The sequence below is a fragment of the Streptomyces araujoniae genome, from assembly GCF_050871195.1.
Classification (GTDB): domain Bacteria; phylum Actinomycetota; class Actinomycetes; order Streptomycetales; family Streptomycetaceae; genus Streptomyces; species Streptomyces bacillaris.
Genome location: NZ_CP194070.1, coordinates 6,499,493 through 6,515,752, shown reverse-complemented (window position 1 = coordinate 6,515,752; position 16,260 = coordinate 6,499,493). Strand labels below are relative to the sequence as shown.

General features: G+C 71.8%; 12 protein-coding genes and 1 pseudogene. 6 read left to right on the top strand and 7 right to left on the bottom strand.

What is annotated here, in order from left to right; translation table 11 throughout:
- Window positions 1–69: 69 nt before the first annotated feature.
- Window positions 70–417 (top strand): hypothetical protein, encoded by a 348-nt coding sequence (locus ACQ9ZG_RS27875; protein WP_146225426.1) that lies wholly within the window; start codon window positions 70–72, stop codon window positions 415–417.
- Window positions 418–570: 153 nt separating this feature from the next.
- Here ACQ9ZG_RS27875 and ACQ9ZG_RS27870 read toward each other — a convergent pair whose 3' ends face one another.
- Window positions 571–927 (bottom strand): hypothetical protein, encoded by a 357-nt coding sequence (locus ACQ9ZG_RS27870; RefSeq protein ID WP_499281340.1) that lies wholly within the window; start codon window positions 925–927, stop codon window positions 571–573.
- A 407-nt stretch (window positions 928–1,334) separates the two neighbouring features.
- Window positions 1,335–1,913 carry a hypothetical protein gene (locus ACQ9ZG_RS27865; protein ID WP_499281339.1) on the bottom strand — a complete coding sequence of 193 codons (579 nt, stop codon included), beginning with the start codon at window positions 1,911–1,913 and terminating at the stop codon, window positions 1,335–1,337.
- A 444-nt stretch (window positions 1,914–2,357) separates the two neighbouring features.
- On the opposite strand from ACQ9ZG_RS27865, the gene ACQ9ZG_RS27860 reads away from it, so the two are divergent.
- Window positions 2,358–4,766, top strand: coding sequence for a DUF8508 domain-containing protein (locus ACQ9ZG_RS27860; RefSeq protein ID WP_499281338.1), 2,409 nt, complete (start codon window positions 2,358–2,360; stop codon window positions 4,764–4,766).
- A 25-nt stretch (window positions 4,767–4,791) separates the two neighbouring features.
- Here ACQ9ZG_RS27860 and ACQ9ZG_RS27855 read toward each other — a convergent pair whose 3' ends face one another.
- The 3 genes from ACQ9ZG_RS27855 to ACQ9ZG_RS27845 are packed head-to-tail and all read right to left on the bottom strand — an operon-like array spanning window position 4,792 to window position 7,238.
- Window positions 4,792–5,700 (bottom strand): alpha/beta fold hydrolase, encoded by a 909-nt coding sequence (locus tag ACQ9ZG_RS27855; RefSeq protein WP_109914090.1) that lies wholly within the window; start codon window positions 5,698–5,700, stop codon window positions 4,792–4,794.
- Between the two features lie 24 nt (window positions 5,701–5,724).
- The gene (locus tag ACQ9ZG_RS27850; RefSeq protein WP_181398035.1) at window positions 5,725–7,008 is read right to left on the bottom strand and encodes a beta-ketoacyl-[acyl-carrier-protein] synthase family protein; all 1,284 of its coding nucleotides are present in this window, start codon (window positions 7,006–7,008) and stop codon (window positions 5,725–5,727) included.
- Window positions 7,005–7,238, bottom strand: coding sequence for an acyl carrier protein (locus tag ACQ9ZG_RS27845; protein WP_018491562.1), 234 nt, complete (start codon window positions 7,236–7,238; stop codon window positions 7,005–7,007). Before ACQ9ZG_RS27845 ends, ACQ9ZG_RS27850 begins: the two co-directional genes overlap by 4 nt.
- 497 nt (window positions 7,239–7,735) lie before the next feature.
- On the opposite strand from ACQ9ZG_RS27845, the pseudogene ACQ9ZG_RS27840 reads away from it, so the two are divergent.
- The 4 genes and pseudogenes from ACQ9ZG_RS27840 to ACQ9ZG_RS27825 form a co-directional block, all read left to right on the top strand.
- Window positions 7,736–10,063, top strand: a pseudogene (locus ACQ9ZG_RS27840) (AbfB domain-containing protein); the annotation flags it as partial.
- Window positions 10,064–10,081: 18 nt separating this feature from the next.
- Window positions 10,082–10,558, top strand: coding sequence for an AbfB domain-containing protein (locus ACQ9ZG_RS27835; RefSeq protein ID WP_499281642.1), 477 nt, complete (start codon window positions 10,082–10,084; stop codon window positions 10,556–10,558).
- A gap of 226 nt (window positions 10,559–10,784) precedes the next feature.
- Complete coding sequence (locus ACQ9ZG_RS27830; protein ID WP_084991313.1) at window positions 10,785–11,516, top strand: nitroreductase family protein; 732 nt, start codon at window positions 10,785–10,787, stop codon at window positions 11,514–11,516.
- Window positions 11,517–11,766: 250 nt separating this feature from the next.
- On the top strand, window positions 11,767–13,320 hold the full coding sequence (locus tag ACQ9ZG_RS27825) for a peptidoglycan-binding protein (protein ID WP_099219909.1): 1,554 nt from the start codon (window positions 11,767–11,769) through the stop codon (window positions 13,318–13,320).
- Between the two features lie 69 nt (window positions 13,321–13,389).
- On the opposite strand, the gene ACQ9ZG_RS27820 is transcribed toward ACQ9ZG_RS27825, so the two are convergent.
- Window positions 13,390–14,532, bottom strand: a complete 1,143-nt coding sequence (locus ACQ9ZG_RS27820; protein WP_028418183.1) for an XdhC family protein — start codon at window positions 14,530–14,532, stop codon at window positions 13,390–13,392.
- A gap of 42 nt (window positions 14,533–14,574) precedes the next feature.
- Window positions 14,575–16,032, bottom strand: a complete 1,458-nt coding sequence (locus ACQ9ZG_RS27815; RefSeq protein WP_028418182.1) for an NCS2 family permease — start codon at window positions 16,030–16,032, stop codon at window positions 14,575–14,577.
- Window positions 16,033–16,260: the final 228 nt, after the last annotated feature.

Genomic DNA, 16,260 nt, shown 5'->3' with positions numbered 1-16,260 from the left:
GTGCCCGAGTCGGCGCCTGTCCTCGAGAAGGATCTCGTCGGCACCTGGCGGGGTTGGGAAGGAAGCCGGGTGCGACTGGATGACGGTGGTACGGCGACCGTCATGAACCTTGACGGTCAGGACTGGTCGTTCGATGAGAACTGGCGCATGTCAGGGAAGGGCACCTGGAAACTGCTCGGATCGGGCGAATATCGAGGCCCACGCCTGGCGAGTGACGGCCAGACCGTGAGACTCGATGTGAAATCCGGGAAGACTCCCCCCGGGAAGAACGATCCAGCAGCGGAGGGACGGGAGGCCACTCCCCCCGCCGAGTCCTACTGGATCATCAGCATTGCCGCAGAAAAGAGTCAGACCAAGCTCTACTTCTTTACGGGAGATCCGGACGCCCGCTCCACTCTGGAATTCTCGAAGGAATGAAGAACGGAGAATAGAGAGACGGAAGAATAAGGAGCTTTTTCCAAACTGGTGGTGCTGACCGCGAGTTGGACAGCCCTGCGCAACGACGAAGCTCCTGGTGGACGGGTTCTCGATCAAGATCACTCGTGTCCACCAGGAGCTTCGCGTGCTTGTCTACCCGTCCTCGATTGATCTGTCCAGCCGCACCTTGCGGTTCCTGACCGGACAGCTGACTGCCAAGCGGCGGAAGATGCCCTGGAGGAGTTCGGCGTCCAGGTCCAGCTCCTCAGGGGCGATCTTCAGGCGCAGGGCGAGCCGGCGTTTGGCGTACTTGGGGACGAAGATCCGGTCCAACTCGGCTTCCAGCTCGCGGACTTCGGCCTCGGTGTCACCGATGACGGGGACGATGCCAGGCAGAATCCTGATGGTGTCGGGGGCGCGGCCGACCGCCACGGCCCGCGCCTTGACGTCTCGGTAGAAGGCGATGCCCTCCTCCAGGGTCTGCTGGGCGGTGAACAACGGCTTCGGCATAGCGGGCGGCGATGTCCTTGCCGTCCTCGCTGGGTCCGGCCTGCAGGAGCAGCGGGTAACCCTGGGGCGAGCAACGGACGTTGAGGGGCCCATCGACGCGGAAGAACTCACCCTGGTGGCCGATGGCCCGGATCCGTTCGGCCAGGGCGTGGACGCCGCTCTCCTTGTCCGCGACGACGGCGTCGTCCGCCCAGCTGTCCCAGAGCTTGGTGGAGACCTCAACGAACTCGGCGGCCCTGCGATAGCGCTCGCGGTGCAGCGGGGTGCCGTCCAGGCCGAAGTTGTAGCTGGTGGAGGCGGTGGCGATGAGCCCGATGTGCTCGGTGGCCCCGGCGAGGGCGGTAAGCAGCACGGCCGGTTCGAGCTTGGCGGCGGGGCAGTGGCCGGGGTCGCCCATGAGGACCGGGCTAGAGGGGGTCCAGACGGCCGCGTTCGGCGATCCGGGCGATGCTGGCCCAGGTCGACGCCTCGCCGAACAGCTGCTCGGCGCGGGCCAACGCCCCTGAGTGGCTATCCACATGGACGGGCAGTCCGGTGGCGGCATTGAGGATCTCGCGCACGGGGACGTCCCGCCACCCCAGGTACGAGTGGTCGACGACGACCCCGGCGGCGGGGCCGACCCGGTGGCCGGTGGCGAAACCGAGGGCGAGGACGGTGCGCCCGGCGCCGTGCTCCTCGATCAACCGGGGCAGCCGGTCGGCCAGGTCACGCAGGAGCGCGGGCCTGCTGGAGAGACCGCGCGGGGAGCGGCCGGGGACGGTGGCGTACGGGCCGCTCGCCCCGATCGCGTGCGGCTGCCGGTCCTCGGTGACGATCCGGCCGCGCAGGTCCATGAGGGAGACGGTGGAGTGGGCGACCGGCCCGTGGTCGAGGTTCGCGCTCAGCACGGAGCCGGTGCCGGAGACCCGGCGGGTGGGTCCTCCGGCGGGGGAGTCGGAGCGGCGCAGCGGGGCGGGGCGGCGGACGGGCGCGGTCAGACGCTTCACAGGTGTCTTCCAGGTCCCCGGTGGCAGCGGGCCGTGCGGGGAGACCCTGGGCGGGCCTCGGGCCCCGGCCCGCCGGTGCGGTCGGGGCTTCTCCCGTGGAACGATCGCCTGGGCGACCGCGGCCGGAGGGGCTCCGGCCGCGGTCGCCCAGGGGCTCGGTGCGTTCAGACCCGGTGACACGCCGCGGAGCACACACTCTCAGCTCGACATGACCTCGCGTCGTCAGGTGTGCGGATCGCTGCATGGCGCGCTACGTAGCCGAAACGGCGTAACGCGGTCAAACCGTTGACCGGATGATGGACGGTCGTCTCACGGGGGCACGCGGCGGCGCGGGAACCTGCCCTCCATCCGGATGATGCCGGGAATTAACCGATGATGCCTTGTCATGCCTCGTTCTACGCGCATAGTTTTTGGCTCTTACCACCAAGCTGAGGGGCACCTCCCGTGCAGATATCCAGATCCGGTTCCGCCCTGCTGACCGGCGCCGTCGCCGTCGCGCTCGCGGTGACCGCCCTGCCCGCCGCCCAGGCGGCCCCGTCCGCCACCGCGGTGATCTCCGAGGTGTACGGCGGCGGGGGCAACTCCGGCGCGACGCTGACCCGGGACTTCGTGGAGCTGGCCAACGCCGGCTCCACCCCGTTCGAGGTCGGCGGCTTCAGCGTCCAGTACCTCCCGGGCGCCCCGTCGGCCGGTTCGCAGTGGCAGGTCTCCGCGCTCACCGGATCGATCGCCCCCGGCGGCCGCTACCTCGTCGCCCAGGCGGCGGGCACCGGCGGCACGGTGGCCCTGCCCACCCCGGACGCCACCGGCACCATCGCGATGGCGGCCGGAAGCGGCACCGTGGCCCTGGTCTCCGGCACCACGCCGCTCACCTGCAAGTCGGCGGCGGACTGCGCGGCCGAGCCCAGGATCGTGGACCTGGTCGGCTACGGTTCCGCGGTCGTCCGGGAGGGCAGCGGCCCGGCCCCCACCGCCTCGGCCACCGCCTCCGTCCACCGGGCCGCCTCGCTGGCGGACACCGACGACAACGCGGCCGACTTCTCCGCCGGCGCCCCGACCCCCGTCAACGCGGCGGGCGAGACGTCCGGCGGCGGCCAGGGACCGGAGGAGCCCGGCCCGACCGAGCCCGGCCCGGTCCGCATCCACGACATCCAGGGCACCACCCGCGTCTCCCCGCTCGACGGCACGGCGGTCACCGGCGTGCCGGGCGTCGTCACCGGCGTACGGGCCACGGGCTCGCGCGGCTTCTGGATCCAGGAGACCGCGCCGGACGACGACCCGCGCACCAGCGAGGGCCTCTTCGTCTACACCGGCTCCGCCGCGCCCACCGTGAAGGCCGGGGACTCCGTCCTGGTGAGCGGGAAGGTCGCCGAGTACTACCCGGGCACCGCCACCCAGTCGATCACGCAGATCACCTCGCCCCGCGTCACGGTCCTCTCCTCCGGCAACGCGCTGCCCGCCCCGGTCGTCCTCGACGCCCGTTCGGTGCCCGGCCGTTACGTCCCCTCGGCGGGCGGCGGCTCCATCGACGCGCTGCCCCTGGAGCCGAAGCGCTACGCCCTGGACCTGTACGAGTCGCTGGAGGGCGTCCGCGTCCGGATCGCCGACACCCGCGTGACCGGGGCGACGACGGCGTACGACGAGATCTGGGTGACGGTCAAGCCGAAGGAGAACCCGACCCGGCGCGGCGGGACGCGCTACGCCTCGTACGAGGACCAGAACACCGGCCGGCTCAAGGTGATGTCGCTGGACCCGGCGCAGCCGGTCCCCACCGCCAACGTCGGTGACGTGATCAAGGGCAGCACCACCGGCGTCCTCGACTACGCCTCCTACGGCGGCTACAACCTCCAGGCCACCGAGCTGGGCACACACGTCGACAAGAAGCTGCGGCGCGAGGTGACGCGCAAGCAGAAGAAGGACGAGCTGGCGATCGCCACGTACAACGTGGAGAACCTGGACGCGGCCGACGACCAGGCCAAGTTCGACACGCTGGCCGAGGGCATCGCGAAGAACCTCTCCTCCCCCGACATCGTCTCGCTGGAGGAGATCCAGGACGACAACGGGCCGGTCAACGACGGCACGGTGGGCTCCGAGGAGACGCTGAAGCGGTTCACCGACGCGATCGTCGCCCAGGGCGGCCCGCGCTACGCCTGGCGCTACATCGCCCCGGAGAACAACAAGGACGGCGGCGAGCCGGGCGGCAACATCCGCAACGTCTTCCTCTTCAACCCCCAGCGGGTCTCCTTCGCGGACCGGCCGGGCGGCGACGCCACCACCCCGGTGCAGGCGGTGAAGACCTGGAAGGGCGTGAAGCTCTCCGCGTCGCCCGGCCGGATCAACCCGGCGAGCCCGGCGTGGGAGGCCAGCCGCAAGCCGCTGGTGGGCGAGTTCACCTTCCGGGGCAAGCCGGTCTTCGTCATCGGCAACCACTTCGGCTCCAAGGGCGGTGACCAGCCGCTGCACGGCCGGTTCCAGGAGCCCAACCGCTCCTCGGAGGCCAAGCGCATCCAGCAGGCCACCGAGGTCAACGCCTTCGTCACCTCGCTGCTCAAGGCCGACAGGTCGGCGCGGGTGGTGGCGCTCGGGGACTTCAACGACTTCGAGTTCTCCCCGACGTTCACGGCGCTGACCAAGGGCCGGGTCCTCAAGCCGCTGATCACGACGCTGCCCGCCGCGGAGCGGTACAGCTATGTCTTCGACGGCAACTCGCAGACCCTGGACCACATCCTGACGAGCCCGGCGATCCGGCGCTTCGACTACGACGTGGTGCACATCAACGCGGAGTTCGCCGACCAGGCGAGCGACCACGACCCGCAGGTGGTGCGGGTGCGGACCGGCGGCTTCTGGTTCTGAGACCGGACCCCGGTGGGCCGGACGCTCAGCTCCGGCCCACCGGGGCACCCGCCTGCCGGGGCAGCGTGACGGGGGTGGCCACCGGCGCCCCTTCCGTCTCCGTGAAGAACCGCGCCACCAACTCCGCCACCTCGATGGCCCGTTCGAGGACCACCCAGTGGTCGGACTCCGGGAGCGTCAGGAACCGGCTGCCCTCGATCGTCGCCGCGAACTCCCGCTGGAGCGCCGGCGAGGTCACCGTGTCGTGCTCCCCGGCGAAGACCAGGGCCGGCACCCCGCTCAGCCCGCCGGAGAAGTCCGGCCGGTCGGCCAGCGCCCGGTGGAGCGACTCCGTCGCGTGCGGCGAGTGGGCGAGCGCGTGCAGAAAGGAGCGCCGCACATAGCGGCGCGCCAACTCCCGTCGGTGTACGGGACGTTCGGGGTCCAGGCACATCAGCGCGTCGGCGGCTGTCGCGGCGAAGCCGTCACGGTCCCCGCCCGCCAGCAGCTCCCGCGCCCGCTCCCAGCACTCCACCTGGGCGGCGTCGATGTGCACCGGTACGCCGCCGAGGGCGAGCCGCGCCACCCGCTCGGGGTGGCGCTGGGCGAAGCCGAAGGCGATGGCGGTGCCGTAGGAGAAGCCGAAGAGGTTCAGCCGGGGGGCGCCGAGGTCGTCCGCGATCCCGAGGACCGCGCGCCGCAGGATCCCCGCACTGGGGCCGGGCGGCAGCGGGTCGGCGGAGCCCATGCCGGGCAGGTCGGCGGTGACCACGTCGGCGGCCGGGCCCAGGTGGTCGTCCATCTGCGGCCAGCCGTGCATGCCCTGGAGCGCGCCGCCGATGACGAGCGCCGGTTCGGTGACGGGTCCGGTCCCCGCGCCGCGGTCGTGGCGCAGGACGCGGTAGCCGTACCGCACCCCGTCCACCGAGAGCGTCCGGATGATCTCCTCGGGCATGGCTGCTTCCCAACTCCCTTCCGGTCAGGCCCTGGTGAGGACGAGCGCCGCGTTGTGGCCGCCGAAGCCGAGCGAGGTCTTGACCGCGCAGTCGAAGGAGGCGGCCCGCGCCTCCTTGGCGACGATCTCCAGCGGGATCTCCGGGTCGGGCACGTCCAGGTTGACCGTGGGCGGCACCAGCTGGTGCTGGAGGGCGAGGACCGTGAGCGCGGTCTCGATGCCGCCCGCCGCGCCGAGGGTGTGGCCGGTCATCGCCTTGGTGGAGGTGACCAGGGGGCCCTCGCCGAGGACGCGGCGGAGCATGGTCGCCTCGATGAGGTCGTTGGAGAGCGTGGAGGTGCCGTGCGCGTTGACGTGTCCGACGTCGGCCGGGGAGATCCCGGCGTCCGCGAGGGCGGTGCGCAGGGCGCGTTCGATGCCGAGCCCCTCGGGGTCGGGGGCGACGGCGGAGTGGGCGTCGCTGGAGGCCCCGTAGCCGTTCACATGGGCGCGGACGGTGGCGCCCCGGGCCCGGGCGTGGTCGGGGTGCTCCAGGACGAGGAGGCCCGCGCCCTCACCGACGACGAAGCCGTCCCGGTGGGTGTCGAAGGGGCGGCAGGCGGCCGTGGGGTCCTCACGGCGGGTGGAGACGGCCTTGAGGCTGCAGGCGCTGGCGATCAGGAGCCGGGCGCAGGTGGATTCGGCGCCGCCCGCGATGACGACGTCGCAGGCCCCGGAGCGGAGCATCTGGTGGGCGGTGCCGATGGCGACGGTCCCGGACGAGCAGGCGGTGGAGACGGCGAGGCTGGGGCCCTGGATGCCGAGGTCCAGGCTGACGCTGCTGGCGGCGCCGTTGACGACGCTGAGGGGGGCGAGCTTCGGGGAGACCCGGCGGGCGCCGCGCTCGGCGAGGGTGGCGTACTGCTCGTCGTAGAAGGGGAGTCCGCCGTGGGCCGAGCCGATGACGATGCCGACCCGGCCGCTCTCCCAGAGGGCCGGGTCGAGCCCTGCGTCCGCGACGGCCTCGCGGGCGGCGATGACGGCGAGCTGGGCGAAACGGTCCATCAGCCGCTGGGCCGCCACCCCGAGCAGCTCGCGCGGGTCGCAGTCGGTGACGGAGTAGAAGAAGTCGCAGGGCAGGCCGTCGAGTTCGGGCCGGGGGCCGACGGAGGGGGTGAGCCGCTCGGTGACCCCGTGCCAGGCGGCCGCGGCGCCCGTACCGGCGGCGGTGACCAGGCCGACCCCGGTGACGGCGGCCTCGAAGGGCGGCAGCGGCGTACGGCGGTAGGGCCTGCCCGCACCCGGCGCGGCGGCCTCCGGGGCGCTCACGCGGCGACCTTGACCTGGACGGCCTCGATCAGCCGCCCGAGGGTGTCGCGCGAGGTGAGCACGGTGTCCTCCAGGTCGACGTCGAGCCGGTCCTCGATGAGCAGCCGCAGCTCCTCCAGGGCGAGGGAGTCCAGCCGCAGCCGGTGCAGCGGAACGTCGGGGCCAAGGGCCTCGGGGTCGGTTCCGAACTTCGCTACCAGCAGGGCGCTGATCTCTTCCGACGTGGTCATTGGCGCTCCTGGGCTCAGTGACGCGGTGACGCCGGCCGCGCAGGGTGGGGTGAGGGTGGAACGGGGCCATCGGGGACGCCGGCTGCTCCGGAAGGACCCTTTATACGCCTTCGGCGAGGGGTTCCCGGTCCTCGTTCCCCCGTGCGGAGGGAGCCCTGTCCAGGTGTACGAATCCCCTGGTGCGGCCGGGCGGGTACAGGGCCCGCGCGGAGCCGACGCGGGGAACCGGTTTCGCACACCATCCACCACCGAGGCCCGGCCGGTGATGGTAAACGTTGGAAAATTGGGGGTTCCTGAGCGATCCCGTTCGACAATGTTTCATGCTACGTTCCCCCTGCCTCGGTCCGAACTCCCTTGCCAGGGAGGGGAGATGAGGCCTTCTCGCTGCACTCGCACCCGCTCGTCCCGACCCCGCACGGCCTGCCGCGCGCCGCCCCCGCTCACCCGGTCCGGGCGGCGCACCGGACGCCGCGCGCCGTCCTGCCCTGAGGAGATCGATGAGACGCGTCGCCGCCTGTCTGGTGGCCCTGCTGGTGATGGCCGGAGGGCCGTTCCTCACCGGCACCGCCTCGGCCGCCGTACCGCCCAAGACCCCACCGCTGACCACCCCCTGGACCGACCAGGTGTCCACCACCGACCCCCTGCCGGACTATCCGCGGCCTCAGCTGACGCGGCGGGACTGGCAGTCCCTCAACGGCGAGTGGGAGTTCCTCAACCCGCCGGTGGACGGCGCGGGCAATGTCAACCGCAACGCGGCCCCGCCGTTCGGACAGACCCTCCCCGAGCGGATACTCGTGCCCTACCCGGTGGAGTCGGCGCTCTCCGGCATCATGCGCAACGACAACCGCGACCTGATGTTCTACAAGCGCGCCTTCACCGTCCCGCAGAGCTGGGCCGGACAGCGCGTCCAACTGCACTTCGGCGCCGTCGACTACGAGGCCACCGTCTGGGTGAACGGCACGCAGGTCACCACCCACCGGGGCGGCTACGACCGCTTCGAGGTCGACATCACCCCGCAGCTGCGCGCCGGCTCCAACGAGCTGATCGTGCGCGTCTACGACCCGACCGACGGGCGCGGCGAGAAGCAGCCGGTCGGCAAGCAGACCAACAACCCCACGGGCATCTTCTACACGCCCAACTCCGGTATCTGGCAGACCGTCTGGCTGGAGCCGACGCCCGCCTCCTCCCTCTACTCCGTGGACATCCGCCCCGACCTGGCGACCAACACCGCCCGGGTCCGCGTCTTCACCCGCGGCAACGTCAGCGGCCACACCGTCCGCGCCGAGGCACTCTCCGGCGCCACCGTGGTCGGTGAGACCACCGGCGGCTTCACCGAGTTCTCCGTACCCGTGCCGAACGCCCGTCGCTGGTCGCCGGACGACCCGTTCCTCTACGACCTGCGGGTCACCCTCCGTAACGCCTCCGGCGCCGCCGTCGACACCGTCACCAGCTACTTCGGGATGCGCGAGGTCGGCAAGAAGATGGTCGACGGGGTCCTGCGGCCCACGCTGAACGGGGAGTTCGTCTTCCAGATCGGCACCCTCGACCAGGGCTACTGGCCCGACGGCCTGTACACCGCGCCCACCGACGCGGCCCTCGCCTTCGACCTCCAGAAGCACAAGGACCTCGGCTTCAACATGGTGCGCAAGCACATCAAGGTCGAACCGGCCCGCTGGTACTACCACGCCGACCGGCTCGGGCTGCTGGTGTGGCAGGACATCCCCTCCACCCAGGCCTTCGACCAGAACCGCACCCCGGCCCAGATCGCCCAACTGGAGACCGAGGCACGGGAGATCATCGACGAGCACCGGTTCTCCCCGGCGGTCGTCTCCTACGTCCCGTTCAACGAGGGCTGGGGGGAATGGGATCTCAACGCCACCCGGCGCATCGCCGACGAGCTGAAGAGCTACGACCCGTCCCGGCTGATGAACGCCCACAGCGGCTACAACTGCTGCGTCTCCAAGGGCGATCCGGGTAACGGCGACATGATCGACTGGCATGTCTACACCGGCCCGGACGCACCTCGCCCCTCCGCCACCCGCTTCTCCGTCCTCGGTGAGTTCGGCGGCATCGGCCTGCGGACGCCCGGCCACGAGTACAGCCCCGACGGCCGGTTCTTCGCCTACGAGCAGGTGTTCAGCAACGCCCAGCTCGACGACCGCTACACCGGCATGGTCCGCGATGTGCAGCGGCTGATGACCACCAAGGGCGTCTCGGCCTACGTCTACACCGAGATCACCGACGTCGAGGGCGAGTACAACGGGCTGCTCACCTACGACCGGCGCGTCCAGAAGGTCGACACCGGCCGGCTGCGCGCGGCCCACGGCGCCCTGATCGACGCCTCCCGCAATCTCAACGCCACCCCGAACCACACCCTCGGCCATGTCCGCTCCTTCCGGGTCACCACCCCCGGGTTCACCGACCGCTATCTGCGCCACGCCAACTCGGCGGCACGCACCGACGTCCTGTCCACCGCCTCCCCCGACCTCGGCCGCCAGGACGCCTCGTACCGCACGGTGGCCGGACTCGCCGACCCGCGCTGCCTCTCCTTCGAGTCGGTCAACCAGCCGGGCCGCTATCTGCGGCACGCGGGCGGCCGGGTCCGCGTCGACACCGACACCGGCGGCCCGTTCGCCGCGGACGCCACCTGGTGCGCCCGCACCGGCCTCGCCTCCGGAGGCACCTCGTACGAGTCGTTCAACTTCCGCGGCTCCTACCTCCGGCACTACGCCGACCAGGTCTATCTGGCACGCAGCGGCGGCCCCAGCCCCTGGGACACCGCGACCGGTTTCGCCGCCGACGCCACCTGGAACACCGCCGAACCGGCCCTGTGGCGCAGCTCCGTGCTCCTCCCCACCGATGTGCGCCGCTCGCTGCGGGTGACCACCTGGGGCCACACCGACCGGTATCTGCGGCACGCCGACAGCCTCGCCTTCACCGAGATCGTCGGCGCGGGCAGCAGCGCCACGCTCAAGCAGGACGCCACCTACACCGTGCGGCGCGGGCTGGCCGACTCGTCCTGCTACTCGTTCGAATCGGTGAACTACCCGGGCCGGTTCCTGCGGCACGCCGACAGCCGGGTGCGCACCTCCCCCAGCGAGAACTCGGCGCTGTTCCGCCAGGACGCCACCTTCTGCGCGCGGCCGGGGATCGGCGGCACGGGCGTCACCTTCGAGTCGATCAACCTGCCGGGCTCCTTCCTGCGCCACTACGAGTCCGCGGTGTACATCGCCTCCGGTGACGGAGGGTCGGGCTTCAACCGGCCGCAGACCCTGACCGCCGACAGCAGTTGGTCCCTCGCCGCTCCCTGGGCGCCCTGACCGGGGCACCACCGGGAGGGAGGACCGGGCTCCGTGCCGCGCGGCGCACACCGCGCGGCACGGAGCCCGTACCGGTCCGGACCGCGCCCGAAGCTCTGCAGACGCCCGCACGTCTCCGGGCCGAGCCCGGACCTCTACGGCCCCCCGTACCTCCGCCGACCGAGCCCGTACCTCTTCGGGACCGCGGCGGGACGGCGGCCGGGGACCCTGCCTAGAATCCGCGATCATGACCACCGAATCGGTTCAGCACGAGTCCTCCGCCCCCGGCGGCCCGGCGCTCTTCGACACCATGTCCACCATGCGCGCCATGCGCCGCCTCAAGCCGGACGCCATCCCGGACGAGACGATCGACCAGCTCATACAGGCCGCCGTCTGGGGTCCCAGCGGCGGCAACATGCAGTGTTACGAGTACGTCGTGGTCACCGACCGCGAGGTGATGGCCCGGCTGGCGCCGCTGTGGAAGCGGTGCGTCGACTCGTATCTGGCGACGACCGGGAAGTACGCCCCGAAGGGCATGGACGAGGCGGCGTACGGCCGGATGGTCGCCGCCATCGAGTACCAGCGCGACCACTTCGCCCGGACGCCGGTCCTGGTCATCCCGTGCTACCGCTTCCCTGAGCCGCGGCTGGACGAGGAGGGGCTGATCGCCTCCGCGCAGGCGCTCGGACCGGAGGCGACCGAGCGGATGATGACCTCTCAGGCCCGGTTCCAGGCACTGGCGGAGGGGTCCTGCGTCTATCCGGGCGTCCAGAACCTGCTGCTCGCGGCGCGGGCGCTGGGGCTCGCGGCGAACATCACCATCTGGCACCTGTTCCTGGAGGAGGAGTGGAAGCGGGAGCTGGGCATCCCGGACGACATGGCGACGTTCGCCGCCATCCCGGTCGGCCTCCCGGTGGGCAACTTCGGTCCGGTGCGGCGCCGTCCGGTGGCAGAGGTCGTCCACCGCGACCGCTGGTAGCCGAGGTGGGGCCGATCGGCCCATGACACCCCCTGTCGGGTGATACGCCCCGTCACCCGACAGGCCCTAATTGCCCATCAACTCCCTTGTTTTTCAGGTGAGTTGTTCGACACGCCGCGCTCCTGGCGTCATTGTCATGCCCCTCTCAGCTGGTTAGCCTGGGGACGCTCGCAGCCCCTCGGCCCCGCACACCCGGACCGAGGGCTGCTCTCTTCCCCACCCCGGATGTCCCCACAGAGCAGGAGCACCCATGCCCAGCAGCCCCCTCGCCCGCACCCGGGCCCGCGCGTCCGTCCTGGCCGCCCTCACCGTCTCCGCCCTGGTGGCCACCGGCCAGCCCGCCACCGCCGCCCCGGACCGGGACGCCACCGACCCGCTGAACCGCGCCTTCGACCGGGCGGCGCAGGAGTACGGCGTACCGCGCGACCTGCTGGCCGCCGTCGGCTACGGCGAGAGCCGGCTCGACGGCCACGCGGGGCAGCCCAGCCAGGCCAACGGCTACGGGGTGATGCACCTGGCCAGCAACCCGGAGAACCGCTCGCTGGAGAAGGCGGCCGCGCTGACCGGCGAGCCGGCGGACAGGCTGCGCCGGGACACCGCGGCGAACATCCTCGGCGGCGCCGCCGTCCTGCGCGACCACGCCGACCGCCTGGGCCTGGACCGCGCGGAGCGGAGCGACGTGAACGCCTGGTACCCGGCGGTCGCCCGGTACAGCGAGGCGGAGGGACCGGCGGCGGCGCTCTACGCGGACACGGTCTTCACCTTCCTCGCCGAGGGCCTGGACGCCACCGCGCCCGGCGGCGAGAAGGTGCGGGTGCCCTCCCGCCCGGTCGCTCCGGAGAAGGACGGGGTGCCGTCCGCCGGAATCTACGCGCAGAGCCCCGACTACCCCACGGCCCGCTGGGTCGCCGCGTACTCCGGGAACTACGTCGTCGGCCGCAAGGCCGCCGTCGACAAGGTGGTCATCCACACCACGCAGGGCTCGTACGCCGGTTCCATCAGCTGGTACCAGAACCCGGCGTCGAAGGTCAGCGCGCACTACACGATCCGCTCCTCGGACGGCGAGGTCACCCAGTCGGTCCTGGAGAAGGACACCGCCTGGCACGCGGGCAGCGTCAACTCCTCGTCCGTGGGGATCGAGCACGAGGGGTACGTCGACAACCCGGCCTGGTACACGGAGGCGATGTACCGCTCCTCCGCCGCCCTCACCAAGCACCTGGCCGCGCGGTACGACATCCCGAAGACCCGGTCGCACATCATCGGCCACAGCGAGGCCCCCGGCGCCACCCACACCGACCCGGGCCCCAACTGGAACTGGAACCACTACATGCAGCTGATCGGGGGGACCCCCGGCACCCCCGGTGACGGCCTGACCTTCCCCTCGTACACGCTCCAGCAGTCCGGCTCCACCGGCCCGCAGGTGAAGGCGGTCCAGCAGCTGCTCAACGCCCAGGGGTACGCGGCCGGCACCGCCGACGGCGTCTTCGGCCCGGCCACCAAGAGCGCCACCCAGGCGTTCCAGCGCGCCCGTTCGCTGACCGCCGACGGCGCGGTGGGCCCGAAGACCTGGACGGCCCTCCTCTCGGCCGGCACCACCCCGGCCCTCTCCCGGGGCAGCTCCGGCGACGCCGTCAAGCGCATCCAGCGCGCCCTGACGGCCGCGCTCGGCACCACGGTCGACGCCGACGGCAGCTTCGGCCCGGCCACGGAGACCGCCGTACGCACCTACCAGAGCGGCCGCGGCCTGGGCGTCGACGGCAAGGTCGGCCCGGCGACCTGGGGAGCGCTGCAGGCGGGGCGCTGACCGGCGGCAGGGACGACGGTGACCCCCGGGGCCTCCAGGCCCCGGGGGTCGGCTGTTCCCGCCGCGTGTTCAGGCCACCGAAGCCAGCGGCTGCCCGCTGTTGTCGTGGTGGATGGGGGTGTGGGCGCCGGTGAGCGGGGCGCCGCTGCCGCCGCGGCGGACCGCGACGATCTCGGCGGCGATGGAGAGGGCGGTCTCCTCCGGCGTACGGGCTCCGAGGTCGAGGCCGATCGGGGAGTGCAGGCGGGCCAGTTCGCGGTCGGTGAGGCCGACCTCGCGCAGGCGGTCGTTGCGCTGGAGGTGGGTGCGGCGGGAGCCCATCGCGCCGACGTAGGCGACCGGGAGGCGGAGGGCGGCCTCCAGCAGGGGGACGTCGAACTTGGCGTCGTGGGTGAGGACGCAGAGCACCGTACGGGCGTCGGTGGCGGTCCCCGCGAGATAGCGGTGGGGCCACTCGACGACGACCTCGTCGGCCTCGGGGAAGCGGGCGGCGGTGGCGAAGACCGGGCGGGCGTCGCAGACGGTGACCCGGTAGCCGAGGAACTTCCCGGCCCGCACCAGGGCGGCGGCGAAGTCGATGGCGCCGAAGACGATCATGCGGGGCGGGGGCACGCTGGACTCGACCAGCAGCTGGACCGGGCGGCCGCAGCGGGAGCCCTGCTCGCCGATGGTGAGCGGCCCGGTGCGGCCCGTGTCCAGGAGGGCGCGGGTCTCGGCGGCGGCGGTCCGGTCCAGCGCCGGGTGGCCGCCGAGTCCGCCCTCGTAACCCCCGTCGGGACGGACCAGGAGCGGGCGGCCGAGCAGTTCGGCGGGGCCGTCCGTGACCCGGGCCAGGGCGGTCGCCGTCCCCTCGGCGGCGGCCGCGAGGGCCGCGGCGAACACCGGGCGGGCGGGATCGTCCGCCCGGACCGGTGTGACCAGGATGTCGATGACGCCGCCGCAGGTCAGGCCGACCGCGAAGGCGTCCTCGTCGCTGTAGCCGAACCGCTCGCGGACGGATTCGCCGTCCTGAAGGGCCTGCCGGCACAGCTCGTAGACCGCGCCCTCCACACAGCCGCCGGAGACCGAGCCGATGGCCGTGCCGTCACGGTCGACGGCGAGGGCGGCTCCCGGCTGCCGGGGCGCGCTGCCGCCGACCGCCACCACGGTGGCGACGGCGAACTCGCGTCCCTGCGAGACCCACCGGTTCAGCTCCTCGGCGATGTCCAGCATGGCGTCTCTCCTTTGGATGAGGGAGGGGGTGGTCGGCCGGCGTCAGTGGACGCCGAGCCAGCTCTCGATCGGGTTGAGGGCGAAGAAGACGAGGAAGATCACCGTCAGCCCCCACATGAAGGCCCCGACCTCGCGGGCCCGGCCCTGGGCGAGCTTGATGGCGGAGTAGGCGATGACACCCGCGGCGACACCGGTGGTGATGGTGTACGTGAAGGGCATCAGGACCACCGTCAGGAAGACCGGGATGGCGACGGAGCGGTCGCTCCAGTCGACGTGCCGGGCGTTCTGCATCATCATCGCGCCGATGACGACGAGGGCGGCGGAGGCCACCTCGGTCGGCACGATCGCGGTGAGCGGGGTGAAGAAGAGGCAGGCGGCGAAGAAGAGACCGGTGACGACGGAGGCGAACCCGGTCCGGGCCCCCTCGCCGACCCCGGTGGCCGACTCGACGAAGACCGTCTGGCCGGAGCCCGAGGCGACACCGCCGATGACACCGCCGGCGCCGTCGACGAACAGCGCCTTCGACAGACCCGGCATCCGGCCCTTGTCGTCCGCGAGCTTGGCCTCGGTGCCGACGCCGATGATGGTGGCCATCGCGTCGAAGAAGCCGGCCAGCACCAGGGTGAAGACGATCATGCCGACGGTCATCACGCCGACGTCGCCCCAGCCGCCGAACTCCACGTTCCCGAAGAGCGAGAAGTCCGGCATGGCGACCGCGCTGCCGTCCAGGGCGGGCGGGCCGCTGCTCCAGGACTTGGCGTCGATGTCGGCGATCGCGTTGATGACGATGGCGACCAGGGTGCCGACGATGATGCCGATCAGGATCGCGCCGGGGATGTTGCGCGCCTGGAGCATGAAGATGAGGAGCAGGGTCACACAGAAGATCAGGACGGGCCAGCCGGCGAGTTCACCGGCCGGGCCGAGGGAGACGGGGGTGGCCGTGCCCTGGTGGACGAAGCCGGCCTTGTAGAGGCCGATGAGGGCGATGAAGAGCCCGATGCCCATGGTGATGCCGTGTTTGAGCGCGAGCGGGATCGCGTTCATGATCATCTCGCGGAGGCCGGTGACCACCAGGAGGCAGATCACCACACCGTAGATCACGCACATGCCCATGGCCTGCGGCCAGGTCATGTTGGGCGCGACCTGCGAGGCGAGCACACCGGAGACGCTGAGCCCGGCGGCCAGCGCGAGGGGCACCTTGCCGACGAAGCCCATGAGCAGGGTCGTCGCGGCCGCGGCGAAGGCGGTCGCGGTGATCAGTCCGCTCTGGCCGAGGAGGTTGCCGTTGACGTCCTCCCCGCCGAGGATCAGCGGGTTGAGCAGGAGGATGTACGCCATGGCCATGAAGGTCGTGACGCCGCCGCGCACCTCGCGCGCGAGCGTGGAGCCTCGTTCGGATATGTGGAAGTACCGGTCGAGCCATGATCTTCCGGCGGGGACGCGCGAGCCGGGGCCCGCGGCCTCCGCGCTGGTCTTCGGTTCCACTGACTGCTGGGTCATGATGCCTGACTCCCAAGGTTCACAGGGGCACCCGCTTGGAGATTCCTGAATGCGGGATTTGGGATGACTGCGACGGCTGCACGACCCGGGGACGGCCGGGACGAACTGTTGAGGCAGATACGGATGTGCCGTTGGCACGTGTCGATCCGTGAGGCGCTGCCGGGCTCCGGTGGGTGCCGGCGCGCGGCGGAGAACCGCGAGCGGTGCGGTGCTTGGTGTCTCCGGGCG

What these genes read in the sequence shown, in the direction of transcription:
- ACQ9ZG_RS27870 (WP_499281340.1), bottom strand. Translation starts at nt 927, where the DNA reads ATGCCGAAGCCGTTGTTCACCGCCCAGCAGACCCTGGAGGAGGGCATC.
- ACQ9ZG_RS27855 (WP_109914090.1), bottom strand. Translation starts at nt 5,700, where the DNA reads ATGCCCGAGGAGATCATCCGGACGCTCTCGGTGGACGGGGTGCGGTAC.
- ACQ9ZG_RS27845 (WP_018491562.1), bottom strand. Translation starts at nt 7,238, where the DNA reads ATGACCACGTCGGAAGAGATCAGCGCCCTGCTGGTAGCGAAGTTCGGA.
- ACQ9ZG_RS27830 (WP_084991313.1), top strand. Translation starts at nt 10,785, where the DNA reads ATGACCACCGAATCGGTTCAGCACGAGTCCTCCGCCCCCGGCGGCCCG.
- ACQ9ZG_RS27825 (WP_099219909.1), top strand. Translation starts at nt 11,767, where the DNA reads ATGCCCAGCAGCCCCCTCGCCCGCACCCGGGCCCGCGCGTCCGTCCTG.
- ACQ9ZG_RS27820 (WP_028418183.1), bottom strand. Translation starts at nt 14,532, where the DNA reads ATGCTGGACATCGCCGAGGAGCTGAACCGGTGGGTCTCGCAGGGACGC.
- ACQ9ZG_RS27815 (WP_028418182.1), bottom strand. Translation starts at nt 16,032, where the DNA reads ATGACCCAGCAGTCAGTGGAACCGAAGACCAGCGCGGAGGCCGCGGGC.